The organism is Micromonospora profundi (assembly GCF_011927785.1).
In the GTDB taxonomy this organism is placed as follows: Bacteria; Actinomycetota; Actinomycetes; order Mycobacteriales; family Micromonosporaceae; genus Micromonospora; species Micromonospora profundi.
The window spans coordinates 1039514-1064231 of record NZ_JAATJK010000001.1 but is presented as its reverse complement, the minus strand read 5'-3'; the positions used below and the strand labels follow the sequence as shown (position 1 = coordinate 1064231).

Here is a 24718-nt window from a genome sequence, read left to right as displayed (position 1 = left end):
TCCCACCGAGGGTCCCGTGTCCCGGCTGCCCGCCGGCACGGGGCCCTCACAGGTGGTGACGCCGCCACCTCGACTGTTCCTCCTCAGCGGCGAGCTGCTCCGCCAGCGCCACCCGCCGGACCCCTCGTCGGTGATGGGCGTCCACGATCGTCTGCGCCAACACGGCCAGCGAGGTCGCCACGGCCAGCACGGCCAACGCGACCATCTCCGGCAGCGAACCGGCCACCGGCACCAGCACGAACAGCAACGCGATTCCGCCGATCGTGGGCCAGCGGCGAGAGGCGAGCATCCGCCGGCCGAGCACGGCGAGCGCGAGCAGGTAGAGCGCGACCCCGCCGTAGAGCGCCAGCAGGTCGAAGCTCGGCAACGGAACGCCCCAGCTCGGCGTGTTGGGATCGGCGGCCTCGTGGATGAGCCCCTTGAGTCCGAGCGCGAACAGGATGATCCCGGCGATGACCGGCAGGTGCAGGTAGGTGTAGGTGTCCCGGGCGAGAGTGGCACGGGCGACCGGGTCGCGGGTCCGGTGCAGGGCCTGTTCCATACCGAGCGCCAGGGTGTCGAAGTACGCCCACCACAGCGTCGCGGCCACCGCCACGCCGAGCACCGCGGCGATCAGCGCCGGCCAGGTCAACGGCAGACCGGCGCCGCCGCCCGGAGAGAACCCGAGCGCGATGATGGCCTCGCCGAGGGCGATCAAGACGATCTGGCCGTGCCGCTCCGCCCAGTGCCCGGCGGAGACCACCGTCCACCCGCTGCCGCCCAACAACAGCCCAGCCCCGTACTCCACGCCCAGGGCCGCGAGCCAGAGCACCAGCCGGGCCGACCCCTCGCCCGCTCCGTCGAAAAGCCGCTGCGGCAGCAGCGCGGCGGCGACGATGAGCGACGTGGCCAGCAGCGGCGGCAGGACGAGCAGCAGCCAGCGTTGACGCACGTCCTGGTTCCGGCGACCGAGCCAGATGAAGATCGACGTCTCGCTCACCCGGACCAGGAAGTAGCCGGCCGCGAAGACCAGCGGGCCGTACAGCCCGCCCGAACGGTCGACGAACGCCTTCGGCAGGCTCAGCGCCAGCACGAATGCGGCGGCCATTGTGGCGAAGCCGATCAGCGGGACGATGCCCTGGTCGGTCCGGATCAGGTTTCCCAGCACGGCGAACCCCGTCCAGCACCACCAGAGCAGCGCCAGCACCACCAGGCACTGGACGAGGCCGCGGACTGTCGGATTTTCGGCGGTTACGGTGGTCACGTTCAGGAAGGCGAAGACGAAGATCAGGTCGTAGAAGAGTTCGAGGTGGGTTGCCCGGGAGCCCGGTGCGCTCCGCTGGACCCCACGCGCCCCCGCACCCACGTCCACCAGGGGATTGTGGCAGCCGCAGTCGGGCCGAAGGCACGTTCCGGCGAACCGCCGCGATGCCCGCTCACCCTGCCTCGGGCGGTCCGCGACGAGACGGGAGCGGTTCGGGACGCTGGCCCTGCGGTCGGCCGGTCGGTCGCGACAGCGGCGGCTCAGGCGATGACGGCGGGCTCCCGCCAGCGTTGTCGGCCGGCGCGGTCCAGGTCGTAGCGGACCGCAGCGAGCCGCCCCACGGCCTCCACCAGGTCGGCGGCGGGCAGTGTGAACGGCAGCCGCAGGAACCGTTCCAACGTGCCGTCGAGACCGAACCGGGGGCCCGGTGCCAACCGGACTCCGACCTCCTCGGCGGCCCGGGCCAGCGCGCTGGAGACCGGACCGTCCAGCTCGGCCCACAACGTGACGCCGCCGCGCGGAACGTTCACCCGCCAGTCCGGAAGCCGGTGCGCCAGTGCGCCGAGCAACGCGTCGCGCTGGGCGGCGAGCTGGACCCGACGCTCCGCGACGATCGTCGCCGCGTCGGCGAGCAGGTGTACGGCGACCAGTTGGTCGAGCACCGGGCTGGACATGTCCACGCCGACCCGGACGGCGGCCAGTCGCTGCACCTGCGGAGCGGAGGCGCGGACCCAGCCGATCCGCAGGCCACCCCAGTACGGCTTGCTCATCCCGCCGATGCTCACCACCCGGGAGTGCCTGTCGAACGCGGCCACCGGCGGGGGCAGCTCGGTGCCGCCCAACGGCAGGTCCACAAAGGACTCGTCGACGATCAAGTCAGTGCCGACGGCGTGGGCGACGGCAGCCACCTGCTCGCGCAGCGCGGCCGGCATCAGATGCCCGGTCGGGTTCTGGAACTCCGGGATCAGGTAGGCCAGCTTGGGCCGGGTCTGCCGCAGGCTGCCCAGCAGCAGGTCGGGCTCCCAGCCGCCGGCGTCGACGGACAGCCCGTGGGTGGTGATCCGGGCTCGCCGGCCGGACAGGGCGGCGAGCGCGTTGGGGTAGGTAGGTGACTCGACAAGCACGCTCCCGCCGGGTGGCAGGGCGAGCCGCAGCACCAGGTCCAGGGCGTGCTGGGTGCCGCTGGTGACCATGATCTGGTCGGCCGAGGTGGGCAGGCCGCGGGCGGTGTAGCCGTCGGCCACCGCCTCGCGCAGCTCGATGATCCCGGTCGGGTGGTAGCCGGCGCCGCCCAGATAGCGGGGCAGATCCTCGGTGGCGGCGCGGGCCGCGTCGAGCAGTTGCGGCGGCGCGGCGAGCGCGGCGACACCGAGGTCGATCATGTCCCGGTCGTCCACAGGTGTCCACAGCCCGGTGCTCGCGACGCGGTGGTTGGCGGGCAGCATCGTCCAGCTGCCGGCGCCCCGGCGGCTGGCCAGGTGCCCGGTCTCGCGCAACTCCCGGTACGCGGCCGTGACAGTGGTACGGCTGATCCGCAGCGCCTCGGCCAGCTCCCGTTCGGCAGGGAGGCGGACGCCCAGCGGCAGCCGGGCGTCGGCGAGCAGGCCGCGTACGGAAGCGGCCAGAGCGGCGTAGTCGGGGCAGCGGCGGCGGCCCGGCAGGGCGTGCCACTGCCCGAGCAGTCGGGCCAATTGGACGCCTCGCACCTGACCTGACATGGCCACTCCTCGAATATTGGCCTCTTCCGTCGGGAGGATTGGCCCCTAGGGTGGCATGCATGGCACTGATTGGCAATCTGCGGCATCGGCCGGTGCGGCGGCTCATCCAGCTCTACGTCGGGCTCGTCCTCTACGGGGTCAGCATGGCCCTGATGATCCGCTCGGGTCTGGGCCTCAACCCCTGGGACGTGTTCCACCAGGGGCTGTCCGAGCTGACCGGGCTCTCCTTCGGCACTGTCACCATCATCGTCGGGACCCTGGTGCTGCTGCTCTGGATCCCGCTGCGGCAGCGACCCGGCCTGGGCACGGTCAGCAACGTGGTGGTGATCGGCCTCGTCGTGGATGCCACATTGGCCCTGATGCCGGACGGTGGACCGTTGGCCTCGCGGATCGCGCTGCTGATCACCGGGATCGTCGGCAACGGCGCCGCGACCGCCCTCTACCTCGGCGCAAACCTGGGCCCTGGCCCCCGCGACGGGCTGATGACCGGGATGGTGGCCCGCCGGCCAGGTTTGTCGGTCCGGCTGGTGCGCACCGCCATCGAGGTCACTGTGCTCGCGCTGGGCTGGCTGCTCGGCGGCACTGTCGGCGTGGGCACCGTCGCCTACGCGCTGGCCATCGGGCCGCTCGCGCAACTGTTCATCCCGCTGTTCGCGGTACCCGCGCCGAGCCGGCCCGATGCCGTGCGGCCCGCTACTGAAGGTGTCGAACCTGTCGCGCCGACCGGCTGAGCCTCACCGACGGTTCACGGGCCGGCACGCCACGGTGGTGTAATAGCGCACTATCGACTGTGGGTGTTCCCTTCCGCGACGCTCGCCGTCATCATCTCTGCATGGGGGAGAACGGTTGGCGTTGGTCGGACGCCTGGATCTTCGTGTCGCTGGTGATCGCGAGCGGGGCCGGGCGCCACCGTCGGTCGGCGACCAGCCGCCGGCCCGAGGGCGTCCGGCTGGCCGATGTTCTGTCCACAGCCGATCACCTCAACCGGGCGATCCCTGAGCGGCACGAGGTGGAGGCCGCCGTCCAGCGGCTTGTGGGCTCCGGGCTGGTTACCGTGGCCGACGGCTGGTTCCGGATCACCGCCGAGGGCGAGCAACTCTGGCGTACCCGGCCGCGCGCCGGGGTGGCGACAATGGTGGACACGGTGCAGGGTGTGCTGAGCCGCCGACGCGCGCCCGGTCACGCCGACTGGAGCCTGGACGAGGCTGATCACGCGGCGGCCGTGCAGGAGTACGCCGTCCGCTCGATCCCCACGCCCCGCCGGTCACCGGAGGGGCACACCGGCGGCCACTGACCGGGCTCAGCGCACCGGGTGACCGCTGCGGCGCAGCGCGTCCTTGACCTCGGCCACCGTCAGCTCACCGAAGTGGAAGACACTGGCGGCGAGCACCGCGTCCGCACCAGCCCCGATCGCCGGCGCGAAGTGCGCCACCTCACCGGCGCCGCCACTGGCCACCACCGGCACGTCCACCACGGCCCGCACTGCGGCGATCAGTTCCAGGTCGAAGCCCGCCTTGGTGCCGTCGGCGTCCATCGAGTTGAGCAGGATCTCCCCCGCGCCCAGCTCGGCGCCCCGCCGCGCCCAGTCCACGGCGTCGATGCCGGTGCCGCGTCGACCGCCGTGCGTAGTGACCTCGAAGCCGCTGGGCGTGGCACCGGGCGAGGCGCGGCGCACGTCCAGGGAGAGCACGAGCACCTGCCGGCCGAACCGGTCGGCGATCTCGGCGATCAGCTCCGGTCGGGCGATGGCGGCGGTGTTCACGCCGACCTTGTCGGCGCCCGCGCGCAGCAGCGTGTCGACGTCGGCGACCTGCCGGACCCCGCCACCCACAGTCAGCGGGATGAAGACCGACTCGGCGGTGCGGCGGACCACGTCGAGCATGGTGCCCCGGTCGCTGGAGGACGCCGTGACGTCGAGGAAGGTCAGCTCGTCCGCGCCGGCCCGGTCATAGGCGGCAGCCAGCTCCACAGGGTCACCGGCATCGCGCAGGTCGAGGAAGTTGACCCCCTTGACCACCCGTCCGGCGTCCACGTCCAGACACGGGATCACCCGTACCGCCACCGTCATGCCGCAAGCCTATCCTCCGCCCACGCGACGGCGGCCGGCCCATTCGGGCCGGCCGCCGTTAAGAGGTCCCTGTCACAGACGAACGAGCATCTTGCCGAGGTTCTCCCCCCGCAGCAGGCCGAGGAACGCCGCCGGGGCGTTGTCGATGCCTTCGATGATCGTCTCGTCGTAGGAGAGCTGGCCCTCGCGCAGCCAGCCCGCGACGTCGCGGACGAACTCCTCGCGCAGGTGTCCGTGATCGTTCACCAGGAAGCCCCGCAGTGTGAGCCGCTTGCCGATGACCATCGCCAGGTTGCGCGGCGCGGCCGGCGGCTCGGTGTCGTTGTACTGCGCGATCATGCCGCAGATGGCGACCCGACCGTGCAGGTTCAGCGCCGAGATCGCCGCCTCCAGGTGATCGCCACCGACGTTGTCGAAGTAGACGTCGATGCCGTCCGGGGCGGCCTCGCGCAGCGATTCGCGGACCGGCCCGTCGTGGTAGTCGAACGCGGCGTCGAAGCCCAGCGCCTTCAGCCGCTGCACCTTGGCGGCCGTACCGGCGCTGCCTACCACCCGGCCGGCGCCCTTGAGCTTGGCGATCTGGCCGACCAGGCTGCCCACCGAACCGGCGGCGGCGGAGACGAAGACCGTTTCGCCGGGCTTCATCGCCGCGACCTCCAGCAGACCGGCGTACGCGGTCAGGCCTGTCATGCCCAGCACGCTGAGGTACGCGCTGACGGGCGCGAGGCTCGGGTCGACCTTGCGGGCGGAGGTGGCACCGAGCACCGCGTACTCCCGCCAGCCCAGGTTGTGCAGGACGGTGTCGCCGACGGCGACGTCGGGCGCCTCGCTTGCCACCACCTCACCGATCGCGCCGCCGTCGAGTGGCGCGTCGAGGGCGAACGGCGGCACGTACGACTTGACGTCGTTCATCCGCCCCCGCATGTACGGGTCGACGGACATGTACTGGTTGCGGACCACGATCTGGCCCGGGCCGGGCGTCGGCACGTCGGTCTCGACGAGCCGGAACGTGTCCTCGGTGGGCCAGCCCTGGGGGCGGCTGGCCAGGTGGATCTCGCGGTTGGTGGTCATCAGGCGGTGGTCCTCTCGTCCGCGGTGGGGGCCAGGAGTTCTGCGGACGTCAGGCGGCCAGGGTCTCGCGGACGGTGAGCGTGACGTCGATGTTGCCGCGGGTGGCGTCGGAATAGGGGCAGACCTGGTGGGCCTGCTCGACGATCTGCTCGGCGGTCTCGCGGGGGACGGCGGGCAGGTCGACGAGGAGCTGCACGGTGAGCCCGAACCCGCCGCTGCCGTTGGGGCCGATGCCGACCTCGGCGTTGACGACCGAGCCGTTCACGTCGGCCTTGGCCCGGCGGGCCACCACCCGCAGTGCGCTGTGGAAGCAGGCCGCGTAGCCGGCGGCGAAGAGCTGCTCGGGGTTGGCGGCACCGCCGGCGCCACCCATCTCCTTCGGCACGGCCAGGTCGACAGCAAGCGTGCCGTCGGAGGTCTCGACGTGGCCGTCGCGGCCGTCGCCCTTGGCGGTCGCCGACGCGGTGTAGAGAACCTGCATGAGAGTCACTGCTCCTTCTGTCGGTGGATGGTGTCGGTGACCCGGGTGAGGGTGTCGCGCAGCGCCACGAGCTCATCGAGGCTCAGCCCGGTGGCCTGCGCGACCCGCAGCGGTACGTCGCAGAGCTGCTCCCGCAGCGCCCGACCCTGCTCGGTGAGGCCCACCTCGACCCGTCGCTCGTCGCGCGCCGACCGCCGCCGTGCCACCAGGCCCGCCGTCTCCAACCGCTTGAGCAGCGGGGAGAGCGTGCCGGAGTCGAGCCGCAGCTCGCCGCCCAGCTCGGACACTGTGGGTGCGTCGTCGGGGCGTTCCCAGAGCACCAGCAGCACCAGGTACTGCGGGTAGGTGAGCCCGAACTCGTCGAGGATCGGCCGGTAGACGTCGGTGAGGGCGCGGGACGCGGCGTAGAGCGCGAAGCACACCTGCCGGCGCAACAGCAGATCATCGGTCACCACTGAACCGTAGCCCACAATTAAGTTGTGCACAACCGATCTGCCTGCGGGATGGCCACGGCAATGACCGCCGGGCTGGCCAGGCGGTCACCGCCCGGGCCGACCTCAGCTGTCGCCGAGGTACGCCTCCAACTCCACCTCGACCAGGTGATCCGGATCCAGCAGGGCGGCCACCACCACGAGCGTGGCGGCCGGCCGGACCGCACCGAACACCGCGTTGTGCGCCCGGCCGACCTCGTCGGCGTGCAGCCGATCGGTCACGTACATCCGGGTACGGACCACGTCACCCGGCTCCGCACCCACCTCGGCGAGCGCCGCCAACCCGATCCGCAGCGCCTGCGCGGTCTGCGCCGCGGCGTCACCAACGTGGACCACCCGACCGTCCACCGTCGCCGTGCAGCCCGCCGTCCAGGCGAACTGCCCGGCCCGGACCACCCGTGAGTAGCCGTACCGCTGCTCCCACGGGCCGCCCGAGCCCAGCCTGGTGGTCGTCACGCCTCGGCCAGCGTCCGCAGCGCCTCGGCCACCGTGAACGCGCCCGCGTAGAGCGCCTTACCGGCGATCACACCCTCCACACCGATCGACTCCAGACCAGCCAGCGCCCGCAGGTCATCCAACGTGGACACCCCACCCGAGGCGATCACCGGTCGGTCGGTACGCGCACACACCTCGCGCAGCAGATCCAGGTTCGGCCCGCGCATCGTGCCGTCCTTGGTGATGTCGGTGACCACGTAGCGCGTCGCGCCCGCCTTGTCCAACCGCTCCAGCACCTCGTACAGGTCACCGCCATCGCGGGTCCAGCCCCGCGCCGACAGGGTATGACCGCGCACGTCCAACCCGATGGCGACCCGATCGCCGTACTCCGCGACCACCCGGTCACACCACACCGGATCCTCCAGGGCGGCCGTGCCGATGTTCACCCGCGCCGCCCCCGTACCCAGCGCCGCGCGCAACGACTCGTCGTCACGGATACCACCGGACAACTCCACCTTCACGTCCAACTGACGCACCACCTCGGCAAGCAGGTGGGCGTTCGTACCCCGGCCGAACGCCGCGTCCAGGTCGACGAGGTGGATCCACTCGGCGCCGTCGCGCTGCCACGCCAGCGCCGCGTCCAACGGCTCGCCATAGATGCTCTCGCTGTCGGCGGCGCCCTGCACGAGCCGGACAGCCCGGCCGTCGGCAACATCCACGGCAGGTAACAGGGTGAGGCTCACGGTCTTCTCCTCGATCAGGTACGGCGGTCCAAGGCGATCACCACGATCGCCGGCAGTACGAGCAGCAACAACACGATCAGCGCGATACGCAACGCCAGATTGTCGACGAACGTCCAGATCATGAGCACGGCCGCCCCGGTGAGCAGCACGATCGCCGCCCGCTCACCCCGCGAGTGCCGGGCCAGACGACCCGAGCGGCCCCGCCGCACCCGAGGCGTCAACCGGCGGACCACCGCCTGACGACGCTGCCGGCGGGCCACCCGGCGCTGCCGGACCTCCCGCTCCCGGGCCAGCACAGCCTCCCGCTCCGCCCGTCGGCGGGCCCGCTCCCGGCTCACCGCGCCACCCGCGCGCCAGTGCCACGGCTGCGCCAACCCGGCCGCGCCCGGCGGCGCCGACGCTCAGTCACCGCTGGGCAGCGTGGCGAGCCAGTTGCGCAGCAGCGCGGCACCGGTGTCGGCGGACTTCTCCGGATGGAACTGGGCAGCCGAGAGCGGCCCGCGCTCCACGGCGGCCACGAAATCGGTGTCATGGTGAGCCGTGGTCACGGCAGCACCGGCAGCCGCCAGCGCAGCCGGCTCACCCATCGCGTACGAGTGGACGAAGTAGAAGCGGCTCTCGGCCGGCAGGCCGGCGAACAGCACCGAACCCCGCGCCGCCCGAACCGTGTTCCAGCCCATGTGCGGCAACCGGACAGCAGCCAGGCGGGTCACCCCACCGGGCAGCAGACCGAGCCCCTTGGTCACCACCCCATGCTCCTCGCCGTACTCGAAGAGCACCTGCATGCCCACACAGATGCCGAGCACCGGCCGGCCCGCCGCGACCCGCTCGGCGATCACCGGACCCGCGCCCAGCGCGTCGATCCCCGCCATGCACGCCGCGAACGCGCCCACGCCCGGCACCACCAGGCCATCGGCGGCAGCCGCCGCCGCGAGGTCGTCGGTCACCCGCACGGCCGCGCCGGCCGCGGCCAACGCCCGCTCCGCCGACCGCAGATTGCCCGAGCCGTAGTCGAGCACCACCACATCGGCGGTCACGTGTCCGACCCCGGGATCAGCCGCAGCACACCGGCGGCCGTGGCGAGCACCGCGAGCGCCCCGGTGATCAGCACGGCGACCTTCGGCGCACCCTGCCGGTACAGCGACCACGTGCCACCCACCAGCACCCCCGCCAGGATCAGCAGCAACGTCGGCAAAGCGCCACCCATCAGAGACACCTTCCATTCGCGACTGCGGGGCTCCGCTGCGCTGCACTCCTCGCGCTCATCAGAGCGCGCCCTTCGTGCTCGGAATCGCGCCCGCCGCCCGCGGATCGATCGCCGTGGCCTCGCGCAGCGCCCGCGACACCGCCTTGAACTGCGCCTCCACCACGTGGTGCGCGTCCGGGTGGCCACCCGGGCGGGCCGCCCGCAGCACGTCGACGTGCAGGGTGACCCGGGCCGCCTGACCGAACGACTCCCAAATGTGCCGGGTCATGCTCGTCGCGTACACGGGCCCGATGTACGGCACGAGCAGCGGCTCGTCGTGCACCACGTACGGCCGGCCGGACAGGTCCACAGCGGCCCGTACCAGCACCTCGTCCATCGGCACCGTGGCCGAACCGTACCGCCGGATGCCCGCCTTGTCGCCGAGCGCCTGGTCGAACGCTGCGCCCAGGGCGAGCGCGGTGTCCTCAATCGTGTGGTGCGCGTCGATCTCCAGGTCACCAACGGTGCGCACGGTCAGGTCGAAGCCGCCGTGCCGGGCGATCTGGTTCAGCATGTGGTCGTAGAAACCCACGCCGGTGCTGATCTCGGCCGCGCCGGTGCCGTCGAGGTCGATCTCGACGAGAACCTTGGTCTCCTTGGTGATCCGTTCCACCCGGGCGGTCCTGCTCATGTCTTGCCTTTCGGTCGCGACTGCGGGGCGCGCAAGCTCACAGTCTCCATCGCGGTAAGGAAAGCGTCGGTCTCGGCAGGGGTGCCCGCTGTCACCCGAAGCCAGCCCGGCAGGCCGACGTCGCGGACCAGCACCCCCTGCTCCAGCAGGGCGCGCCAGGCGGTGGCCTGGTCGCCGCCGGTCTCGAACAACACGAAGTTGGCGTCGCTGTCGGCCACCCGCAGCCCTCGCCCGCGCAGAGTCGCCACGATCCGGTCCCGCTGGCCCATGATCGCGCTCACCGTACCGAGCAGGGCGTCGCGGTGCGCGAGCGCCGCGCGGGCGGCGGCCTGGGTCAACGCGGACAGATGGTATGGCAACCGGACCAACTGCACCGCCTGCACCACCGCCGCGTCTGCCGCCAGATAGCCCAGCCGGCCCCCGGCGAACCCGAACGCCTTGCTCATCGTCCGGGTCACCACGAGCCGCGGGTGCCCGGGCAGCACCGCGAGGGCGCTGACAGTGCCGGGCCTGGCGAACTCGGCGTACGCCTCGTCGACCACCACAATGCCCGGTGCCGCGTCGAGGACCGCCGCGACCACCGCCGGGTCCAGCGCCGTGCCGGTGGGGTTGTTCGGCGAGCAGAGGAACACGACGTCGGGCTGGTGCTCGCGGACCTGGGCGACCGCCTCGTCGGCGGTCAACCCGAAGTCGACGCCGCGCTGCACCGGCACCCACCGGGTGCCGGTGCCCATCGCCAGCAGCGGGTGCATCGAGTACGCCGGCACGAAGCCGAGCGCACTGCGACCAGGGCCGCCGAACGCCTGGAGCAACTGCTGCTGGATCTCGTTGGAGCCGTTCGCCGCCCACACCTGATCGACGGTGAGGTCGTGCCCGAGATAGTCGGCCAGATCGGCGCGCAGCGCCACCGCGTCCCGGTCCGGATAGCGGTTGAGCTCGCGCAACTCGGCGGCGAGCGCCTTACCGATGGCGTCGACCACCGGCTCCGGCACCGGGTAGGAGTTCTCGTTGGTGTTGAGCCGCACCGGCACGTCCAGCTGCGGCGCCCCGTACGGCGTCAGCCCGCGCAGGTCGTCGCGGATCGGCAGATCCTCCAGGCTCGTCACGCTGGCCCTCCCGGGAAGCGGGCCTGGACGGCCTGGCCGTGTGCGGGCAGGTCCTCCACGTTCGCGAGGGTGACCACGTGCGGGGCAACCTCGCGCAGGGCTGCCTCCGTGTACTCGATCAGGTGCACACCGCGCAGGAACGACTGCACCGACAGACCGGAGGAGTGCCGGGCGCAGCCACCGGTGGGCAGCACGTGGTTGGAGCCGGCGCAGTAGTCGCCGAGCGACACCGGCGACCAGGCGCCCACGAAGATCGCCCCGGCGTTGCGGACCCGTAGCGCCCACTCCCGGGCGTCGGCCGTCTGGATCTCCAGGTGCTCGGCCGCGTACGCGTCGACCACCCGCAGCCCCGCCTCGAGGTCGTCGACGAGGACCACGCCGCTCTGCTCGCCGGTCAGCGCCGTGGTCACCCGCTCGGTGTGCTTGGTGGCCGGCACCTGCCGGGCCAGCTCCCGCTCGACCGCGTCGACAAGCTCCAGTGACGGGGTCACCAGCACGCTCGCGGCAAGCGGGTCGTGCTCGGCCTGGCTGATCAGGTCGGCGGCGACGTGCGCCGCGTCGGCGGTGTCGTCGGCGAGGATGGCGATCTCGGTCGGACCGGCCTCGGCGTCGATGCCGACCACACCGCGCAGCAACCGCTTGGCGGCTGTCACCCAGATGTTGCCCGGCCCGGTGATCAGGTCGACAGGCTCGCACCGCAGCTCACCGGCCGGGTCGACCGCCGAGCCGTAGGCAAGCATCGCCACCGCCTGGGCGCCGCCCACCGCGTACACCTCGTCGACGCCGAGCAGCGCGCACGCGGCGAGCACCCGGGGGTCGGGCAGGCCGCCGTTGTCCTTCTGCGGCGGGCTGACCACCACGAGCGAACGCACACCGGCCGCCTGGGCCGGCACCACGTTCATCACGACTGTCGACGGGTACATGGCCAGCCCACCTGGCACGTAGAGGCCGACCCGGTCGACAGGCAGCCACCGCTCGGTGACAGTGCCGCCCGGCACCACCTGCGTGACGTGGTCGGTGCGCCGCTGGTCGTCGTGCACCCGACGGGCACGGCTGATCGACTCCAGCAGGGCGGCGCGCACGGCCGGGTCGAGCACCCCCTCGGCCTCGGCGATCACCTCGACCGGGACGCGCAGCACCTCGGGCGAGACACCGTCGAACCGTTCACTGGCCTCCCGGATCGCCGGGTACCCATGCTCCCGGACCGCCTCCACGAGCGGCTTGATCCGCTCGACGGCCACGGAGACGTCGAGCTGGGCACGGGGCAGCAGGCGGCGCGGGTCACCGAGGCCACCGCGCAGGTCGATCCGATTCAGCACCCTTGCGAGTCTAGGCGGCGGGCCCGCCGCCCACCCGAGCCGTCCGCTCGGCGGGACGGTGAGCCGGGCCACGCCGTCGCGCGCCGGATTGGTTAGGCTCGACCACGTGACCGCACGGCTGCCGGTGTTTCCGCTCGCAACGGTGCTCTTTCCCGGGTTGGTGCTGCCACTGCACATCTTCGAGGAGCGCTACCGCGCCCTGGTTCGGCATCTGGTCGGCCTGCCCGAGGGCGCGCCGCGCGAGTTCGGGGTGGTCGCCATCCAGGCCGGCTGGGAGGTCGCGTCCACCGGTCCGGGTGGCCGACCGACGCCCGGCGTGGGCGATGTCACCCTGCACGAGGTGGGCTGCACCGCCGAACTGCGCCAGGTGACCGAGCTGGACGACGGCGGTTTCGACATCGTCACTGTCGGCCGACGCCGGTTCCGGATCGCCGACGTCGACGACGCCGCCGCGCCCTACCTCACCGCCGACGTCGAGTGGCTGCCCGAGCCGGCCGGGCCGGACGAGGTGGCCGACCTGCTGGCGGCGCGGGTGATCGCTGTGTTCCGGCAATATCTGGGGCTGATCCGGGCCGACCCCGAGGAGATCTCCGAGCAGCTGCCGGAGGACCCGACAGTGCTCTCCCACCTGGTGGCGGCCACCGCCGCACTGACGGTGGACGACCGGCAGCGGCTGCTGGCGATCGACGACACCGCCTCCCGGCTCCGCGCCGAGCTGCGGCTGCTCAACCGCGAGGCGGCTCTGCTGCGCCAGGTGCGGGCGGTTCCGGTGCCGCTGTCGGAACTGGCATCCCCGCCGACGCCCAACTGAGCGCCGCCGGGTCGGGCTCGGGCCGCAGCGACGGCCAGCGCGACCAGCCGGCCAGCAGCGTGTACGTGATGGCGGCGCCGAACGCCGGCAGCAGCAGGCTGCCGTGCGGCACCGGCAGCACGCCGAACAGCCAGTCGACACCACCGGCACGCAGGTCGGCGGGTTTGGTGAACGCCTGACCGGCGGGGGCGGTGTCCAGCAGCCGGTCGTAGGTGCTCAGGCCGATGCGGCGCCCCACCTGCCAGGCCACCGGCGCGGCGGCCAGCGCGCCAAGCACCGCGGCGAGCAGCCCGACGGGGCCACGCCAGCGCCGCAGCAGAAACCACAGGGCGAGCGCCGCCAGCACCCCGAAGCCGAGCCCGACGAGGCTGAACCAGCCGTCCGCGGCGATCGGCTGCTCCGGCTGCGGCTGGGCGTAGATGGCGCCCTCGGCGGTCTTGAGCACCGGGGTGTCCGGCGCGAGCGCCGCCCAGAGCAACCCGAGAGGCGCACCCAGCACAGCCAGCACGAGCGCGGTGCCGAGCACCGTCGCCCAGATCCGGCCCGGTCGGCGCGGCGGCCCCACCGGGAGCGGGCCGACGAGCCCGTCGTGGGGCGGCGGCGTACCGCCCGGGCTGTGCGCCGGCGCGAACGGATCCGCGGACGCCTGAGGTACGGACGGCTCACCGCCGGGCGGCGTGGGCCGCTCGGAATCGGGACTGTCGGGGTTCACCCGATGATCCTCTCAGCTCGCCGCCCGGACCGTGCACTGTCGTCGGCGCTCCCGCCCGATGACGTGACCCCGCCGCCGGCGGTCACCTGGCGAACGGCTCCGCCATGACCGCTGCGGCACGCAGCCACGCCTGCCGGGTCTCCGGCTGGAGCTGGTGGTATTCGATCGACGACCCGGTCTCCAACGCCGGGTCGTACGGCACCACTGCCACCGCCCGGGTACGGGTGGCGAAGTGCCGCTCCAGATCGTCCTGCAACGGCGACCGGCCCGGCGTCGGGCAGGAGATGAGCGTGACGGCGTTGTCGGCCAGCTCGCCCATGCCGACCTCGTGCAGCAGGTCGAGCATCCAGTCGGCGCTGAACGCCGCGTCCTCACGGGGCACGGTGGTCACCACCAGCTGGTCGGCGGCCTGCATGACGGTGCGCCAGTTGGGGCTCTCCACGTTGTTGCCGGTGTCCACGCACACCACGTCGTGGGTACGCCGCAGCAGCTCCAGCACCCGTTTGACGGTGAACTGGTCCAGCCGCTGAGCGAAGCGAGGGCTCTCCTCGCCGGCCAGCACGTCGTACGAGCCGTCGGAGGCGTGCCGCAGGTAGTCGTCCAGCCGCTCCAGCAGGGTCGAGCCTTCCAGGATCTCGATCTGGGCGAGGTCGCTGATCAGGTGCCGGATGGTGCGGGCGTGCCGGGCGCTGCCGGCGCGCAGCCCGAGGGTGCCGCGCAGCTCGTTGTCGTCCCAGGCCAGCACGCCGCGCCCGCGTACGCTGCCGACGGTGGCGGCGGCGAGCACGGTGGCAGTGGTCTTGTGCACCCCGCCCTTGGGGTTGGCGAACGCGAACACCCGGGGCGTGCCCAGGTCGCGGCGGAGCACGGCGGTGGCGCGTTCCACCTCCTGGTCGACGCCCTGCGGACGCCACTCGATGCGGGCCGGGTAGCCGCGCTCGGCGAGCGCCGAGCTGACCGGCGGCGCGGGCGGTGGGGTGATCGGTGGGGCCGGCGGCGGGGTGATCGGCGGCGCGGCGGGTGCCGGCGCGGCCGGCACTGGCGCGTAGCCGGTACCCGGCTGGTAGCCGGTATCCAGCAGCGCGTACCGGGACTCGATCGTCGGCCCGCCCTGCCGGTAGCCGTTGTCGAGCAGCGCGTAGCGCGACTCGACAGGCTCGGCCGCCCGGCGCGACTCAGGCTCGGCACGCCGTGACTCGACCGGCTCGGCGCGGCGCTGCTCGACCGGCTCGGCGCGGTAACCGGGCTCGGCGCGGTAACCAGGCTCGGCCCGATAACCGGGTTCGGCACCGTATCCCGATTCGGCACCGTATCCCGGCTCAGCGCGGTACCCCGGCTCGGGGCGGTACGCCGGCTCCGACCGATAGGCAGGCTCGGACCGGTACGTCGGCTCGGCGCGGTGATCCGGCTCCGACCGGTATCCCGGCTCGGACCGGTAGGCGGGCTCGGCACGGTAGTCCGGCTCCGACCGGTACCCCGGCTCGGAGCGGCGGGCGGGATCGACCCGGTAGGTCCCCTCGGCCCGGTAACCCGGGTCCTGGCCGTACGTCAGCTCGGCCGGATGCCCGATGGCGGGCGCGCGCCCGGCGTAGCCGTTGGGGGCCGCACGCCGCGGCAGGGGGTCCGGTGGCTGTTCGTCGGCCTGGCGGTCGGGCTCAGGCTGCTCCGCGGCGCGGCCGCCCAGCCGGGCGCGGTCCAGCAATGCCCGCCACCTCGGTGCTGGTTCGGCCGGCCGGCCCCAGCCGGTCTCACTGCCCTCCACGGCCCGCCCTCCCAGCGCCATCGATCTCCGTCTGACAGGCTACGAACGAAACCCTATTCGGACCACACCGGAGCACGCACACCACCCGGGGCGGATCACGACGGGGACGGCTCCAGCGGCCCGGCTCCGGTGACGTCCGGGGAGGTGGCGGTGCTCGTGGGGGTCGGTTCGGTGAGCGGAGCCGGAGGCAGCTCGGGTGACGGAATCGTTACGACCGGTGCGGGTTCCGACGATTCGCCCATCGGCTCCGGAGGCACCGGTGTGCTCGATGCCGACTCGCCCTTCCCCGCCGGGGTCTGCTCGGGCTCCGGGCCTGTGTCGGCCGGCGGGCGGACCACGTCGCGCTGCTCGGGCAGCGGTGCGGTGAAGACAGTGCGGTCCAGTCGGGACACCTCGGGGGCCGGGTCGACGGCCCGCACGTCCGGCCGGGTCGCCACCTGCCGCAGCGCCTGTGGCGCCGCCCGCACCACCGCCGCGTACACGCAGGCGCAGCCTGTGCGGTACGCCGAAGCCTCGGCGCTGGCCACCTGGGCACTGGTGGCGTACCACTGGCGCAGCTCGCGCTCGGCGCTGTCGCCACCCAGCGCGGCGGCCTTGGCCCGGTAGTCGGCGGCCTCGCCGTCCTTGCGGGCAGCGACCTCCGCCATCCCGACGACCACGTCGTCGGGCACCCGCAGCGCGGGGATCTTCACGATCTCCGTCTGCCTGCCGGGCAGCGGCACCCGCCCGAAGACCGCCGAGACCCCCACGTCGGCGAGCACCGCCGCCAGTCGCTGCGGCGGCAGGTACTCGTCGAGGGTGACCAGGGCGTACGTCCCGTCGCCGGTGGTCGGCGCGGCCGACGGCAGGGCGGCCAGGTCGGCCGCCGCGGATCGCAGGTAGCCGGGGACGGAATCGCCCTCGGACACCCCTACCCGGGTCACCTCGCCGACGGTCCGGTCGCCGACCGGCCGGTCGTCGGCTGCCCAGACGGCGGTGCCCAGCACCGCCCCAACGGACAGCAGGGCGACCCAGGTGAGCAGGCCGGGCCGCGCCGACCGGTCGGCAAGCCGGGTCGTCGTCCGGGTCAGCAGCGACAGCAGCCGTTGGTCCAACTGCCGCAGCAGGTCGCCGGCGCGCACGGGCGGGATCCCCTCGTCGGATAGGTGTCGGGCGGTCGCCGCTCAGTCACGCAGGATCTCAAGCGCACGCTCCAGGTCGTCAGGGTAGTCGCTGACGAACCGGACCTCGTCCCCCGTTCGGGGGTGCAGGAAGCTCAATTCGCGGGCGTGCAGCCACTGTCGGGCCAGTCCGAGACGGGCCGAGAGGGTGGGATCCGCGCCGTAGGTGAGATCACCCACGCAGGGGTGCCGCAGGGTGGAGAAGTGCACCCGGATCTGGTGGGTGCGGCCGGTCTCCAACCGGACGTCGACGAGGCTGGCGGCCGGGAACGCCTCCAGCGTGTCGTAGTGGGTGATGCTCGGCTTGCCGCCGGACACCACCGCCCACCGGTAGTCGTGGGTGGGGTGCCTGTCGATCGGGGCGTCGACGGTGCCCCGCAGCGGGTCCAGGTGACCCTGCACCACCGCGTGGTAGCCCTTGTCCACCTCGCGGTACTTGAAGGCCCGCTTCAACGCCGTGTAGGCCTGCTCGCTCTTGGCCACCACCATGATGCCTGTGGTGCCCACGTCGAGCCGGTGCACCACACCCTGCCGCTCGGCGGCGCCGCTCGTGGAGATGCGGTGCCCGATCGCCGCGAGGGCGCCGATCACCGTCGGGCCGGTCCAGCCGGGGCTGGGGTGCGCGGCCACGCCGACCGGCTTGTCCACCACGACGATGTCGTCGTCGGCGTACACCACGCGCAGTCCGGGCACCGCCTGTGGCACCACTGTCGGCGGTGCGACCGGCGCGGGCAACGTGACCTCAAGCCAGGAGCCGGCCTTGACCTTGTGCGAGTTGGGTCGGGTGGCGCCGTCGACAAGGGCGTCGCCCGCGTCGATCAGGGCCGCCGCGGCGGTCCGGGACAGGCCGAACAGCCGGGACACCGCCTGGTCCAGGCGCATCCCGTCGAGGCCGTCGGGCACGGGCAGGGAACGGTGGTCGCCGCCAGCGGCGAACGCGGAGGTCATGCCCGCTCCCGCTGGTCGGCGTTCTCGGTGGCGCCGGCATCGACGGGAGCACCGTCGCGGCCGAGCCGCCGGCCGTCGCGCTGACGGCCGGTCACCTCCAGCAACACGGCCAGCACCACGCCGCAGAACAGCGAGCTGTCCGCCACGTTGAAGACCGGGAAATACTCGCCGTACGGGCCGAAGACGCTCACCATGTCGACCACGTGCCCGTGGAACGGGGCGGGCGCCCGGAAGATCCGGTCCACCAGGTTGCCGAGCGCGCCGCCGAGCACCAGGCCCAGGGAGATCGCCCACGGCAGGGAACGCAGCCGCAGCGCCATGAAGACGATCCAGCCCACCACACCGATGGTGATCAGCGGGAACACCCAGGTGTAGTCCGAGCCGATGCTCCACGCGGCGCCGCTGTTGCGGGTCAGGCTCAGATAGACGAGCCCACCGAGGATGCGCACCGGCTCCCGGTCGGTCAGCGCGGCCAGCGCGAGGTGCTTGGTGACCAGGTCGGTCACCAGGGACACCAGGGCGATCCCGGCGAGGATCGCGACGGCCCGGCGTCGGGCTCTGCCACCACCCGGATCGGTGTGGCCGGATTCGGCGGGCGGTGCTGCGGTCATGCGCTCCCCATCGACAGTCTCGGCGGTGATCGCTCACCGTCTCATCGCAGATGGGGAACGAGCGTCAGCGCCGCTCCTCCAACTGCTTGCACGTCACGCAGAGGGTCGCCGACGGGAAAGCGGCGAGGCGCTCGACCGGGATCGGGTTGCCGCACCGCTCGCACCAGCCGTAACCACCCTCGTCGAGGCGCTCCAGAGCGCGCTCGACCTGCGTGATCCGTTCCAGGATGCTGTTGGCGAGAGAGATCTCCTGCTCCCGCTCGAACGTCTTGGTGCCCGTGTCGGCCTGGTCGTCCCCGGCCGAGTCGGTCAGCCGATCGCGCTGCAGCTCGGTGATCTCGCTCAGCGTCTGATCGTACTCGGCGCGCAGCTCGTCCCGCCGGGCCGCCAACGCCGCACGGATCTTCTCGGTCTCCGCCGCGCTGCGGGTGACCTTGGCCACCGGCTTGCGGCCGGCGGTCTTGGTGTCGGCTGGCTTCGCCATGGGTCGCTCCCTCGGCCGCGGCGCCGCGTGGACCGCGGCACCTGGTCAGGGGGCGCCGACCAAGGCGCCCCCTAGGTACGAAAAGGGGCGCACGGCCACGACGGCCGCGCACTCCGGAGGTTCGCAAGAATACGGAACGTACAGGCGTCCGACAACGTGCCGCACCGTCGCACCGCTCAAGTGCCCCTAGCCCTACTGAACTGGGGCAAAGGGAACGCTAGCAGATCAACGGGCGGCCTCATCTCCGTACTCGCCAAACCACCGGGCCAACCGACCACGCCGACTGACCGCCCGCAAGCGCTGTTCGGCGGCGTCACGCACCCCGCCGGTGGCGACGATCAGCAGGCTGTCGCCGGTCTTGAGCCGGGTGCCCGGACCCGGCACGAAACCCGCCCCGTCGCGCAGCACCAGGGTCACCGACGCACCGACCGGCAGCCGCAGCTCGTCGACGTGCACGCCGGCCAGCCGCGAGCCCGGCGGCACCTCGACCTGCAGCAGATCCGCCCGCATCCGCTCCAGCGGCGCGGTCTCCACGTGGATCTCGGTGGCCTCGCCCGGCGCGGTGGTGCCCAACCTGCGGGCCACCGGCCCCAGCGTGCTGGCCTGCACCAGAGTGAAGATCACCACCAGCACGAAGACCGCGTCGAAGAGACGGTCCGCGCCGGGCACCCGCTCGGAGAGCGGAATGGTGGCAAGCACGATCGGCACCGCGCCCCGCAACCCGGCCCAGGACAGGAACACCTGCTCACGCGGGCCGACCCGGAAGGGCAGCGCCGACACGGCCACCGACAGCGGCCGGGCCAGCAGCACCAGCGCCAGCCCGGCGACCAACGCCGGCAGCACCGCCGCGTCCAACCGGCCCGGTGTCACAAGCAGCCCGAGCAGCACGAACAGCCCGATCTGGGCCAGCCACGCCAGCCCGTCGGCGAACCCGAGGATCGCCTGCCGGTGCGGAAGCCGGGCGTTGCCCAGCAGCACCCCCGCCACGTAGACGGCGAGGAACCCCGAGGCGTGCAGCACCGCGCCTGCGGCGTACGCCAGCACCGTGATGCCCACAGCGGCGATCGGATACAGCCCGGCCGACGGCAGAGCAGCCCGGCGCAGCGCCCAGGTGCCGGCGAGACCCGCCCCCACGCCCACCGCCGCACCGACACCCAGCTCGTAGCAGACCAGCCCGACCTCGTACCACCACGGATGCGCCCAGCCGTCGTGCGACAGCAGCACCACGAGCAGCACCACCGGGGCGTCGTTCATGCCGGACTCGGCCTCCAGCGTGGCCACCAGCCGGGGCGGCAGCCGCAGCCGGCGCAGGGTGGCGAAGACGGCCGCCGCGTCGGTGGAGGAGAGCACCGCGCCGTAGAGCATCGCCAGCCGCCAATCCAGCCCCAACATCAGGTGTACGGCGAGGCCGACCACCACGATGCTGACGACCACGCCGACGGTGGAGAGCGCGGAGGCCAGACCGAGCACCGGGCGCAGCGTGCTCCACCGTGCGGTCAGGCCACCCTCGGCGATGATGACGATGAGAGCGCAGAAGCCGAGGGCCCGGGTCAGCTCGACGTCGTCGAACCGGATGCCCAGCCCGCCCTCGCCGAGCGCCACGCCCAGCGCCAGGTAGACGAGCAGACTGGGCACCCCGAGACGGCTGGAGAGCCGGACCGCGCCCACCGCCACCAGCAGCACCGCCGAACCGAGCAGCAGTGCGATATCCAACCCGGGCGTCACGGTTGCCTCGCCCGGGTGTCGCTCACCCCGCGGATCCGTCCCGCAGTCGGCGTAGCGCCTCAGTCAGCTCCGGGCCGGGCCCGTCGACGAGGAAGAGCTTGTCCCGGCTGGCCGCGCCGGCACGCAGCGACACAGTGGACTGCCGGACACCCAGAGCGGCGGCGAGGGCTCGGCGGGCCGCCTCGGTGGCGCGGCCGTCCACGGCCGGCGCGTGCACAGCGATCACCAGGGCGGGGCCGTGCGGGCCGTCGAAGCAGCCACCGACACGGTCCCGGGAGGCGCCCGGCTTGACCCGCACCGCGACCGTGAGCGCGTCCTGCGGGGGCACGGGCGCCGCTTTCAGATCGGCCGGACGTCGGCGAGCAGGGCGGTGGCCGGCGCGCAGGTCGCGCACGGCGTGAAGCCGAGCTCGACGGCCTCGGTGACCGGGAGGGTTTCGGGCAGCCGACCGACGAGATGCGGACAGTTGGCGAGGTGGTAGCGGGGGCGGCCGTCGACCACGTCGACAGGGCTGGGCAGCCGGGCCACCCGGGCCGCTTCGGCAGGGGTGATCGCCTGCTCGGCAGGCTCGTCGGCAAGCGGGTCCGCGGCCGGTACGCCGGGCACGTCGTCGGCGCGCGCCGTGAACGGCGAGGCCGGCGGGGAAGGCGCCGGGCTGACCGGCGAGGAGCGCGCGGCCGTGCCGGCCGGAGGCTCGGCCACGAACGGCGCGTCGGGGTCGAACGGCGGCTCGGGTGGTTGCCGCCACCCGGTGCCGCCGTTACCGACCGTCGAAGGAACGTGCTGGACCGGCACGTCGTGCCCGGCCAGCGGTGGACCGTACGCGACACCCGGCCCGGACTGGCCGGCCGTGCGAGGTGCCGCAGGGGTCCGTGGGCCGGCCCGGCCGACGTCCGCCATCGCGCGGTTGGCGGCAGCCTGGCGGGCGCCCACCACCAACGCCACGGCGGCCAGCAGGCTGGCCCCGATGGAGATGGTCAACAGAATGCTGGAGCCGCCGGTCAGACCGACCACCAGCAGCACCACAGCGACGAGGATGAGCAGGAGACTCGCAACTATCACGGCTCACCCCCGCCGCGTCGTATTGCGCTGGCAGGGCCGGCGATCGTCACCATCCGTGGACAGCGATCGCCGGCCGGTGCTCAGCGTCCGGATTCGAGAGCGCCGGAGCGCCCGCCGCCGTACGAACCGGCGAGACCAGCCGCGGCCAGCCCGTTGCCGCCAGCAACCCGGCCTGCTTCGGTGCGGGTCATCTCGGCTTCGAGGCCCTGGCCCCGACCGTCGAGGTCCCGCAGCTGGCTCTCCAGGTACGCCTTGAGCCGGGTGCGGTACTCGCGCTCGAACTGCTTGAGCTCCTCGATGTGCTTCTGCAGGGCCGTGCGCTTGGCGTCCAGGCCGCCCATGGCCTCCTGGTGCCGCTGGCGGGCGTCCCGCTCCAGGGCGTCGGCCTTCGCACGAGCCTCGCGGGTCACCTCCTCGGCCTTGCTGCGCGCCTCGGACAGCAGTTGGTCAGCCTCGCGGCGCGCGTCGGACACGTGGTCGTCGGCGGTGCGCTGGGCCATCATCAGCACGCGCAGGGCCTGCTGCTCACCGTCACCGGTGACAGCCGGGCCGCCGGTCGCGCGGACCTGCTCCAGCTCGGCCTGCATGGCGCGGGCGGCCTGCTCGGCAGCGGACTTGTCGCGCTGCACCCGGTCCAGCTGGGCCTTGACGTCGTTGAGCTCCGCCGCCAGTCGGGCGTCGCCGCCGGGGCCGGCGGGGGCACCGCCACGGCCGCCGCGCTCCACCTGGGCGCGCAGCTCGTTGTTCTCCTCGATGAGACGGGCGAGCTCGCGCTCGACCTCGTCCAGGAAGGCGTCGACCTCCTCCTCGTCATACCCCCGCTTGCCGATCGGCGGCTTTTTGAAGGCGACGTTGTGGACGTCGGCCGGGGTCAGCGGCATCGAAACTCCTCGGGTCAGTTGCGGCCGCGAAAGCGCGTCGGTCATCAGGCAGATGCCCTGATCGACGGCCCTAACACGAACTCCATCAGCACGAACAGGATAACCAGGAGCACAAGGGAGGCCAGGTCGATGCTCACGGTACCAATTCGCAGCGGAGGGATCACACGCCTCAACGTGTTGAGAGGGGGATCAGTGACGCTCCACACGGATTCCAGTCCTGCCGATGCGCCCCGCCCCGGCTGCCACCGGCGGCCGTATTGAAGGACAGCGCTCAACACGAACCGGGACAGAAGAACGAGCAGGAAGACATAAAGGACCAGATACAGCACTTGCAGTAAGATCGACAACACGGTCAGCGACGTCCCTCGGGTCGGGCGGGGTCAACTCAGGCTGAAAAAACCGCCCTCAGCGATCTTGGCCTTGTCCTCAGCGGTGACCTGGACATTGGCCGGTGAGAGCAGGAACACCCGATTGGTCACGCGCTCGATCGTACCGCGCAGCCCGAACGCCAGCCCGGCGGCGAAGTCAACCAGACGGCGGGCATCGGCCTCGTCCATTTCGGTGAGGTTGATGATCACCGGTACGCCGTCGCGGAAGTGCTCACCGATGGTGCGCGCCTCCCGGTAGGTGGTGGGGTGCAGCGTGGTGATCTGGTAGCGCTGCTCCTCCTCGGGCGCGGCGACACGCTCACGTGCCGTGGCCTGCGGAGCGAGGGCCAGATTGTCGCGCGTGTGGTAGGTCAGCGCGCCGGACGTCTCACCTGCCGACGACCGGGTGATCGAGCGTACGCTGGACCGCTCGACGCGCTCGGGACGCTCACCGTCGCCACGGTCGGACTCGCTGACCCGCCCGTTGGCCCGGTCGGAGAACCGAGCACGCTCGCTGGCCCTCGGCCGGGGAGCCGGCGGCTCCTCGTTGTCGTCGTCGTCCTCGTCGGTGAACTCCTCGGCGTACCGGCTCTGCCGGTAACGCGACTCACGGTAGCCACCCTTGTCGTAGCCTCCGTCGTCGTAGGCCCGCTCGTCGTCTTCCTCGACCAGACCGAGCCAGACCCCCGCCTTGCGCAGTGCACCCATCCCGCGCCCTTCCGTCCGCCGTGCGGCACTCGCCCCCGTGCCATGTCGCCAGTCGCGAGTGGACAACCATGCCCATCGGACCGGAACGGCAATCCCCTGGCACGCGATTCGCGTCGCGCGCCACAACCCCCGACAAGGGGACGCCGTCCCTGAAACAACACTGATGTAATTTGCGTGTCTCGCGTCAGGCTACCGCAGCGTGGGACGCATTCCGAGCAACGCGCTGCCGACGCGGACATGTGTCGCGCCATATCGGATCGCGATTTCCAGGTCGCCGCTCATTCCGGCGGACAACGCCGTCGCTCCCGGATGGAGCGCCCGAAACGACTCGGCCACCTCGGCGAGCCGGGCAAAGGCCCGTTCCGGCTCCCACCCGAGCGGGGCGACAGCCATCAGGCCGGCCAACCGCAGCGCCGGCGCGCCGGCCACCGCCTCGGCCACCGGCTCCAGCCCGGCGCCTGGATCGGCCGACCCGGGTAGCGCGCCACCACGATCCGGGTCGCCGTCGATGCTGACCTGCACCAGGGCGTCCAGCGGCCGTTCCCGGTCCGCCGCAGCGGACGCCAGCGCGCGGGCCAGCCGCACGCTGTCCACCGAGTGCACGACGTCGGCGTACCGGACCACCGAGCGTGCCTTGTTGCGCTGCAACTGGCCGATGAAGTGCCAGCGCGGGCTCACCCCGGCGGCGGCCACCTCGGCGGCCTTGCCGGCCGCCTCCTGGTCGCGGTTCTCCCCCACGTCGGTCACACCGAGCCCGGCCAACACCAGCACGTCGCTGGCCGGGTACGTCTTTGTCACCGCGATCATCGTGACGTCGGCGCGGTCCCGGCCGGCGTCCGCGCAGGCGTCAGCGATCCGGGCACGCACCTGGGCCAGGCCGGCCGCGATTTCGGCGCGCCGGTCCGGTCGTGCCGTGGTTGAGCTGTCAGTCATC

At 72.6% G+C, this 24718-nt stretch carries 30 protein-coding genes; 3 read left to right on the top strand and 27 right to left on the bottom strand.

What is annotated here, in order from left to right; translation table 11 throughout:
• Positions 1-46 precede the first annotated feature (46 nt).
• Both F4558_RS04800 and yczR read right to left on the bottom strand, forming a co-directional pair.
• Positions 47-1351 carry a low temperature requirement protein A gene (locus tag F4558_RS04800; protein ID WP_231640119.1) on the bottom strand — a complete coding sequence of 435 codons (1305 nt, stop codon included), beginning with the start codon at positions 1349-1351 and terminating at the stop codon, positions 47-49.
• A gap of 152 nt (positions 1352-1503) precedes the next feature.
• Positions 1504-2961, bottom strand: coding sequence for a MocR-like transcription factor YczR (yczR, locus tag F4558_RS04795; RefSeq protein ID WP_053658144.1), 1458 nt, complete (start codon positions 2959-2961; stop codon positions 1504-1506).
• A gap of 59 nt (positions 2962-3020) precedes the next feature.
• Here yczR and yczE point away from each other — a divergent pair, with 59 nt between their 5' ends.
• Together yczE and F4558_RS04785 are read left to right on the top strand one after the other, a co-directional pair.
• Positions 3021-3692: a membrane protein YczE gene (yczE, locus tag F4558_RS04790; RefSeq protein ID WP_167943301.1), complete on the top strand. Its 672-nt coding sequence runs from the start codon at positions 3021-3023 to the stop codon at positions 3690-3692.
• Between the two features lie 101 nt (positions 3693-3793).
• Complete coding sequence (locus tag F4558_RS04785) at positions 3794-4255, top strand: hypothetical protein (protein ID WP_053658140.1); 462 nt, start codon at positions 3794-3796, stop codon at positions 4253-4255.
• 6 nt (positions 4256-4261) lie between these two features.
• Here F4558_RS04785 and hisF read toward each other — a convergent pair whose 3' ends face one another.
• The 12 genes from hisF to hisD all read right to left on the bottom strand — a co-directional run bounded on the left by hisF (position 4262) and on the right by hisD (position 12552).
• Positions 4262-5029: an imidazole glycerol phosphate synthase subunit HisF gene (gene hisF / locus F4558_RS04780; protein ID WP_053658138.1), complete on the bottom strand. Its 768-nt coding sequence runs from the start codon at positions 5027-5029 to the stop codon at positions 4262-4264.
• 72 nt (positions 5030-5101) lie between these two features.
• Positions 5102-6100, bottom strand: a complete 999-nt coding sequence (locus F4558_RS04775) for an NADP-dependent oxidoreductase (protein WP_053658136.1) — start codon at positions 6098-6100, stop codon at positions 5102-5104.
• Between the two features lie 49 nt (positions 6101-6149).
• Positions 6150-6581: an organic hydroperoxide resistance protein gene (locus tag F4558_RS04770; RefSeq protein ID WP_167943300.1), complete on the bottom strand. Its 432-nt coding sequence runs from the start codon at positions 6579-6581 to the stop codon at positions 6150-6152.
• Positions 6582-6586: 5 nt separating this feature from the next.
• Positions 6587-7033: a MarR family winged helix-turn-helix transcriptional regulator gene (locus tag F4558_RS04765; RefSeq protein WP_167943299.1), complete on the bottom strand. Its 447-nt coding sequence runs from the start codon at positions 7031-7033 to the stop codon at positions 6587-6589.
• Positions 7034-7138: 105 nt separating this feature from the next.
• Entirely contained in the window at positions 7139-7528 is a 390-nt protein-coding gene (locus F4558_RS04760; protein ID WP_053658132.1) for a RidA family protein, read from the bottom strand.
• Positions 7525-8250: a bifunctional 1-(5-phosphoribosyl)-5-((5-phosphoribosylamino)methylideneamino)imidazole-4-carboxamide isomerase/phosphoribosylanthranilate isomerase PriA gene (priA, locus tag F4558_RS04755; protein ID WP_053658130.1), complete on the bottom strand. Its 726-nt coding sequence runs from the start codon at positions 8248-8250 to the stop codon at positions 7525-7527. Before priA ends, F4558_RS04760 begins: the two co-directional genes overlap by 4 nt.
• A 14-nt stretch (positions 8251-8264) precedes the next feature.
• On the bottom strand, positions 8265-8588 hold the full coding sequence (locus tag F4558_RS04750) for a hypothetical protein (RefSeq protein ID WP_167943298.1): 324 nt from the start codon (positions 8586-8588) through the stop codon (positions 8265-8267).
• Between the two features lie 63 nt (positions 8589-8651).
• Entirely contained in the window at positions 8652-9287 is a 636-nt protein-coding gene (hisH, locus tag F4558_RS04745; protein ID WP_053658128.1) for an imidazole glycerol phosphate synthase subunit HisH, read from the bottom strand.
• A complete protein-coding gene (locus tag F4558_RS04740; RefSeq protein ID WP_167943297.1) occupies positions 9284-9457 on the bottom strand; it encodes a CG2302 family histidine operon protein in 174 nt (57 codons plus the stop codon). The genes hisH and F4558_RS04740 overlap by 4 nt, the downstream gene beginning before the upstream one ends.
• Positions 9458-9515: 58 nt before the next feature.
• The gene (hisB, locus tag F4558_RS04735) at positions 9516-10127 is read right to left on the bottom strand and encodes an imidazoleglycerol-phosphate dehydratase HisB (RefSeq protein ID WP_167943296.1); all 612 of its coding nucleotides are present in this window, start codon (positions 10125-10127) and stop codon (positions 9516-9518) included.
• Positions 10124-11233: a histidinol-phosphate transaminase gene (locus tag F4558_RS04730; RefSeq protein ID WP_167943295.1), complete on the bottom strand. Its 1110-nt coding sequence runs from the start codon at positions 11231-11233 to the stop codon at positions 10124-10126. The genes hisB and F4558_RS04730 overlap by 4 nt, the downstream gene beginning before the upstream one ends.
• Positions 11230-12552 (bottom strand): histidinol dehydrogenase, encoded by a 1323-nt coding sequence (gene hisD, locus F4558_RS04725; protein WP_053658122.1) that lies wholly within the window; start codon positions 12550-12552, stop codon positions 11230-11232. The genes F4558_RS04730 and hisD overlap by 4 nt, the downstream gene beginning before the upstream one ends.
• A 106-nt stretch (positions 12553-12658) precedes the next feature.
• Here hisD and F4558_RS04720 point away from each other — a divergent pair, with 106 nt between their 5' ends.
• Positions 12659-13363, top strand: a complete 705-nt coding sequence (locus tag F4558_RS04720) for an LON peptidase substrate-binding domain-containing protein (RefSeq protein ID WP_053658120.1) — start codon at positions 12659-12661, stop codon at positions 13361-13363.
• Here F4558_RS04720 and F4558_RS04715 read toward each other — a convergent pair.
• The 13 genes from F4558_RS04715 to F4558_RS04655 form a co-directional block, all read right to left on the bottom strand.
• On the bottom strand, positions 13278-14075 hold the full coding sequence (locus F4558_RS04715; protein ID WP_312877270.1) for a DUF2567 domain-containing protein: 798 nt from the start codon (positions 14073-14075) through the stop codon (positions 13278-13280). The two genes, F4558_RS04720 and F4558_RS04715, sit on opposite strands and share 86 nt — an antisense overlap.
• 82 nt (positions 14076-14157) lie before the next feature.
• Positions 14158-15837, bottom strand: coding sequence for a MinD/ParA family ATP-binding protein (locus F4558_RS04710; protein ID WP_446685543.1), 1680 nt, complete (start codon positions 15835-15837; stop codon positions 14158-14160).
• Positions 15838-15932: 95 nt separating this feature from the next.
• On the bottom strand, positions 15933-16958 hold the full coding sequence (locus F4558_RS04705; protein WP_167943293.1) for a hypothetical protein: 1026 nt from the start codon (positions 16956-16958) through the stop codon (positions 15933-15935).
• 42 nt (positions 16959-17000) lie between these two features.
• On the bottom strand, positions 17001-17945 hold the full coding sequence (locus tag F4558_RS04700; RefSeq protein ID WP_053658115.1) for an RluA family pseudouridine synthase: 945 nt from the start codon (positions 17943-17945) through the stop codon (positions 17001-17003).
• Positions 17942-18556 carry a signal peptidase II gene (gene lspA, locus F4558_RS04695; RefSeq protein ID WP_053658113.1) on the bottom strand — a complete coding sequence of 205 codons (615 nt, stop codon included), beginning with the start codon at positions 18554-18556 and terminating at the stop codon, positions 17942-17944. Before lspA ends, F4558_RS04700 begins: the two co-directional genes overlap by 4 nt.
• A 64-nt stretch (positions 18557-18620) precedes the next feature.
• On the bottom strand, positions 18621-19040 hold the full coding sequence (locus tag F4558_RS04690) for a TraR/DksA family transcriptional regulator (protein WP_053658111.1): 420 nt from the start codon (positions 19038-19040) through the stop codon (positions 18621-18623).
• A gap of 225 nt (positions 19041-19265) precedes the next feature.
• Complete coding sequence (locus F4558_RS04685; protein WP_167943292.1) at positions 19266-20765, bottom strand: potassium/proton antiporter; 1500 nt, start codon at positions 20763-20765, stop codon at positions 19266-19268.
• Between the two features lie 22 nt (positions 20766-20787).
• Complete coding sequence (locus tag F4558_RS04680) at positions 20788-21093, bottom strand: DUF167 domain-containing protein (protein WP_053658107.1); 306 nt, start codon at positions 21091-21093, stop codon at positions 20788-20790.
• An 11-nt stretch (positions 21094-21104) separates the two neighbouring features.
• A complete protein-coding gene (locus tag F4558_RS04675; RefSeq protein WP_167943291.1) occupies positions 21105-21827 on the bottom strand; it encodes a hypothetical protein in 723 nt (240 codons plus the stop codon).
• An 80-nt stretch (positions 21828-21907) separates the two neighbouring features.
• The gene (locus F4558_RS04670; RefSeq protein WP_053658343.1) at positions 21908-22708 is read right to left on the bottom strand and encodes a DivIVA domain-containing protein; all 801 of its coding nucleotides are present in this window, start codon (positions 22706-22708) and stop codon (positions 21908-21910) included.
• Positions 22709-22752: 44 nt separating this feature from the next.
• Positions 22753-23058, bottom strand: a complete 306-nt coding sequence (locus tag F4558_RS04665; protein WP_053658104.1) for a YggT family protein — start codon at positions 23056-23058, stop codon at positions 22753-22755.
• 30 nt (positions 23059-23088) lie between these two features.
• Positions 23089-23784, bottom strand: coding sequence for a cell division protein SepF (locus tag F4558_RS04660; RefSeq protein WP_053658102.1), 696 nt, complete (start codon positions 23782-23784; stop codon positions 23089-23091).
• Between the two features lie 189 nt (positions 23785-23973).
• A complete protein-coding gene (locus tag F4558_RS04655) occupies positions 23974-24717 on the bottom strand; it encodes a YggS family pyridoxal phosphate-dependent enzyme (RefSeq protein WP_167943290.1) in 744 nt (247 codons plus the stop codon).
• Between the last annotated feature and the right edge of the window lies 1 nt (position 24718).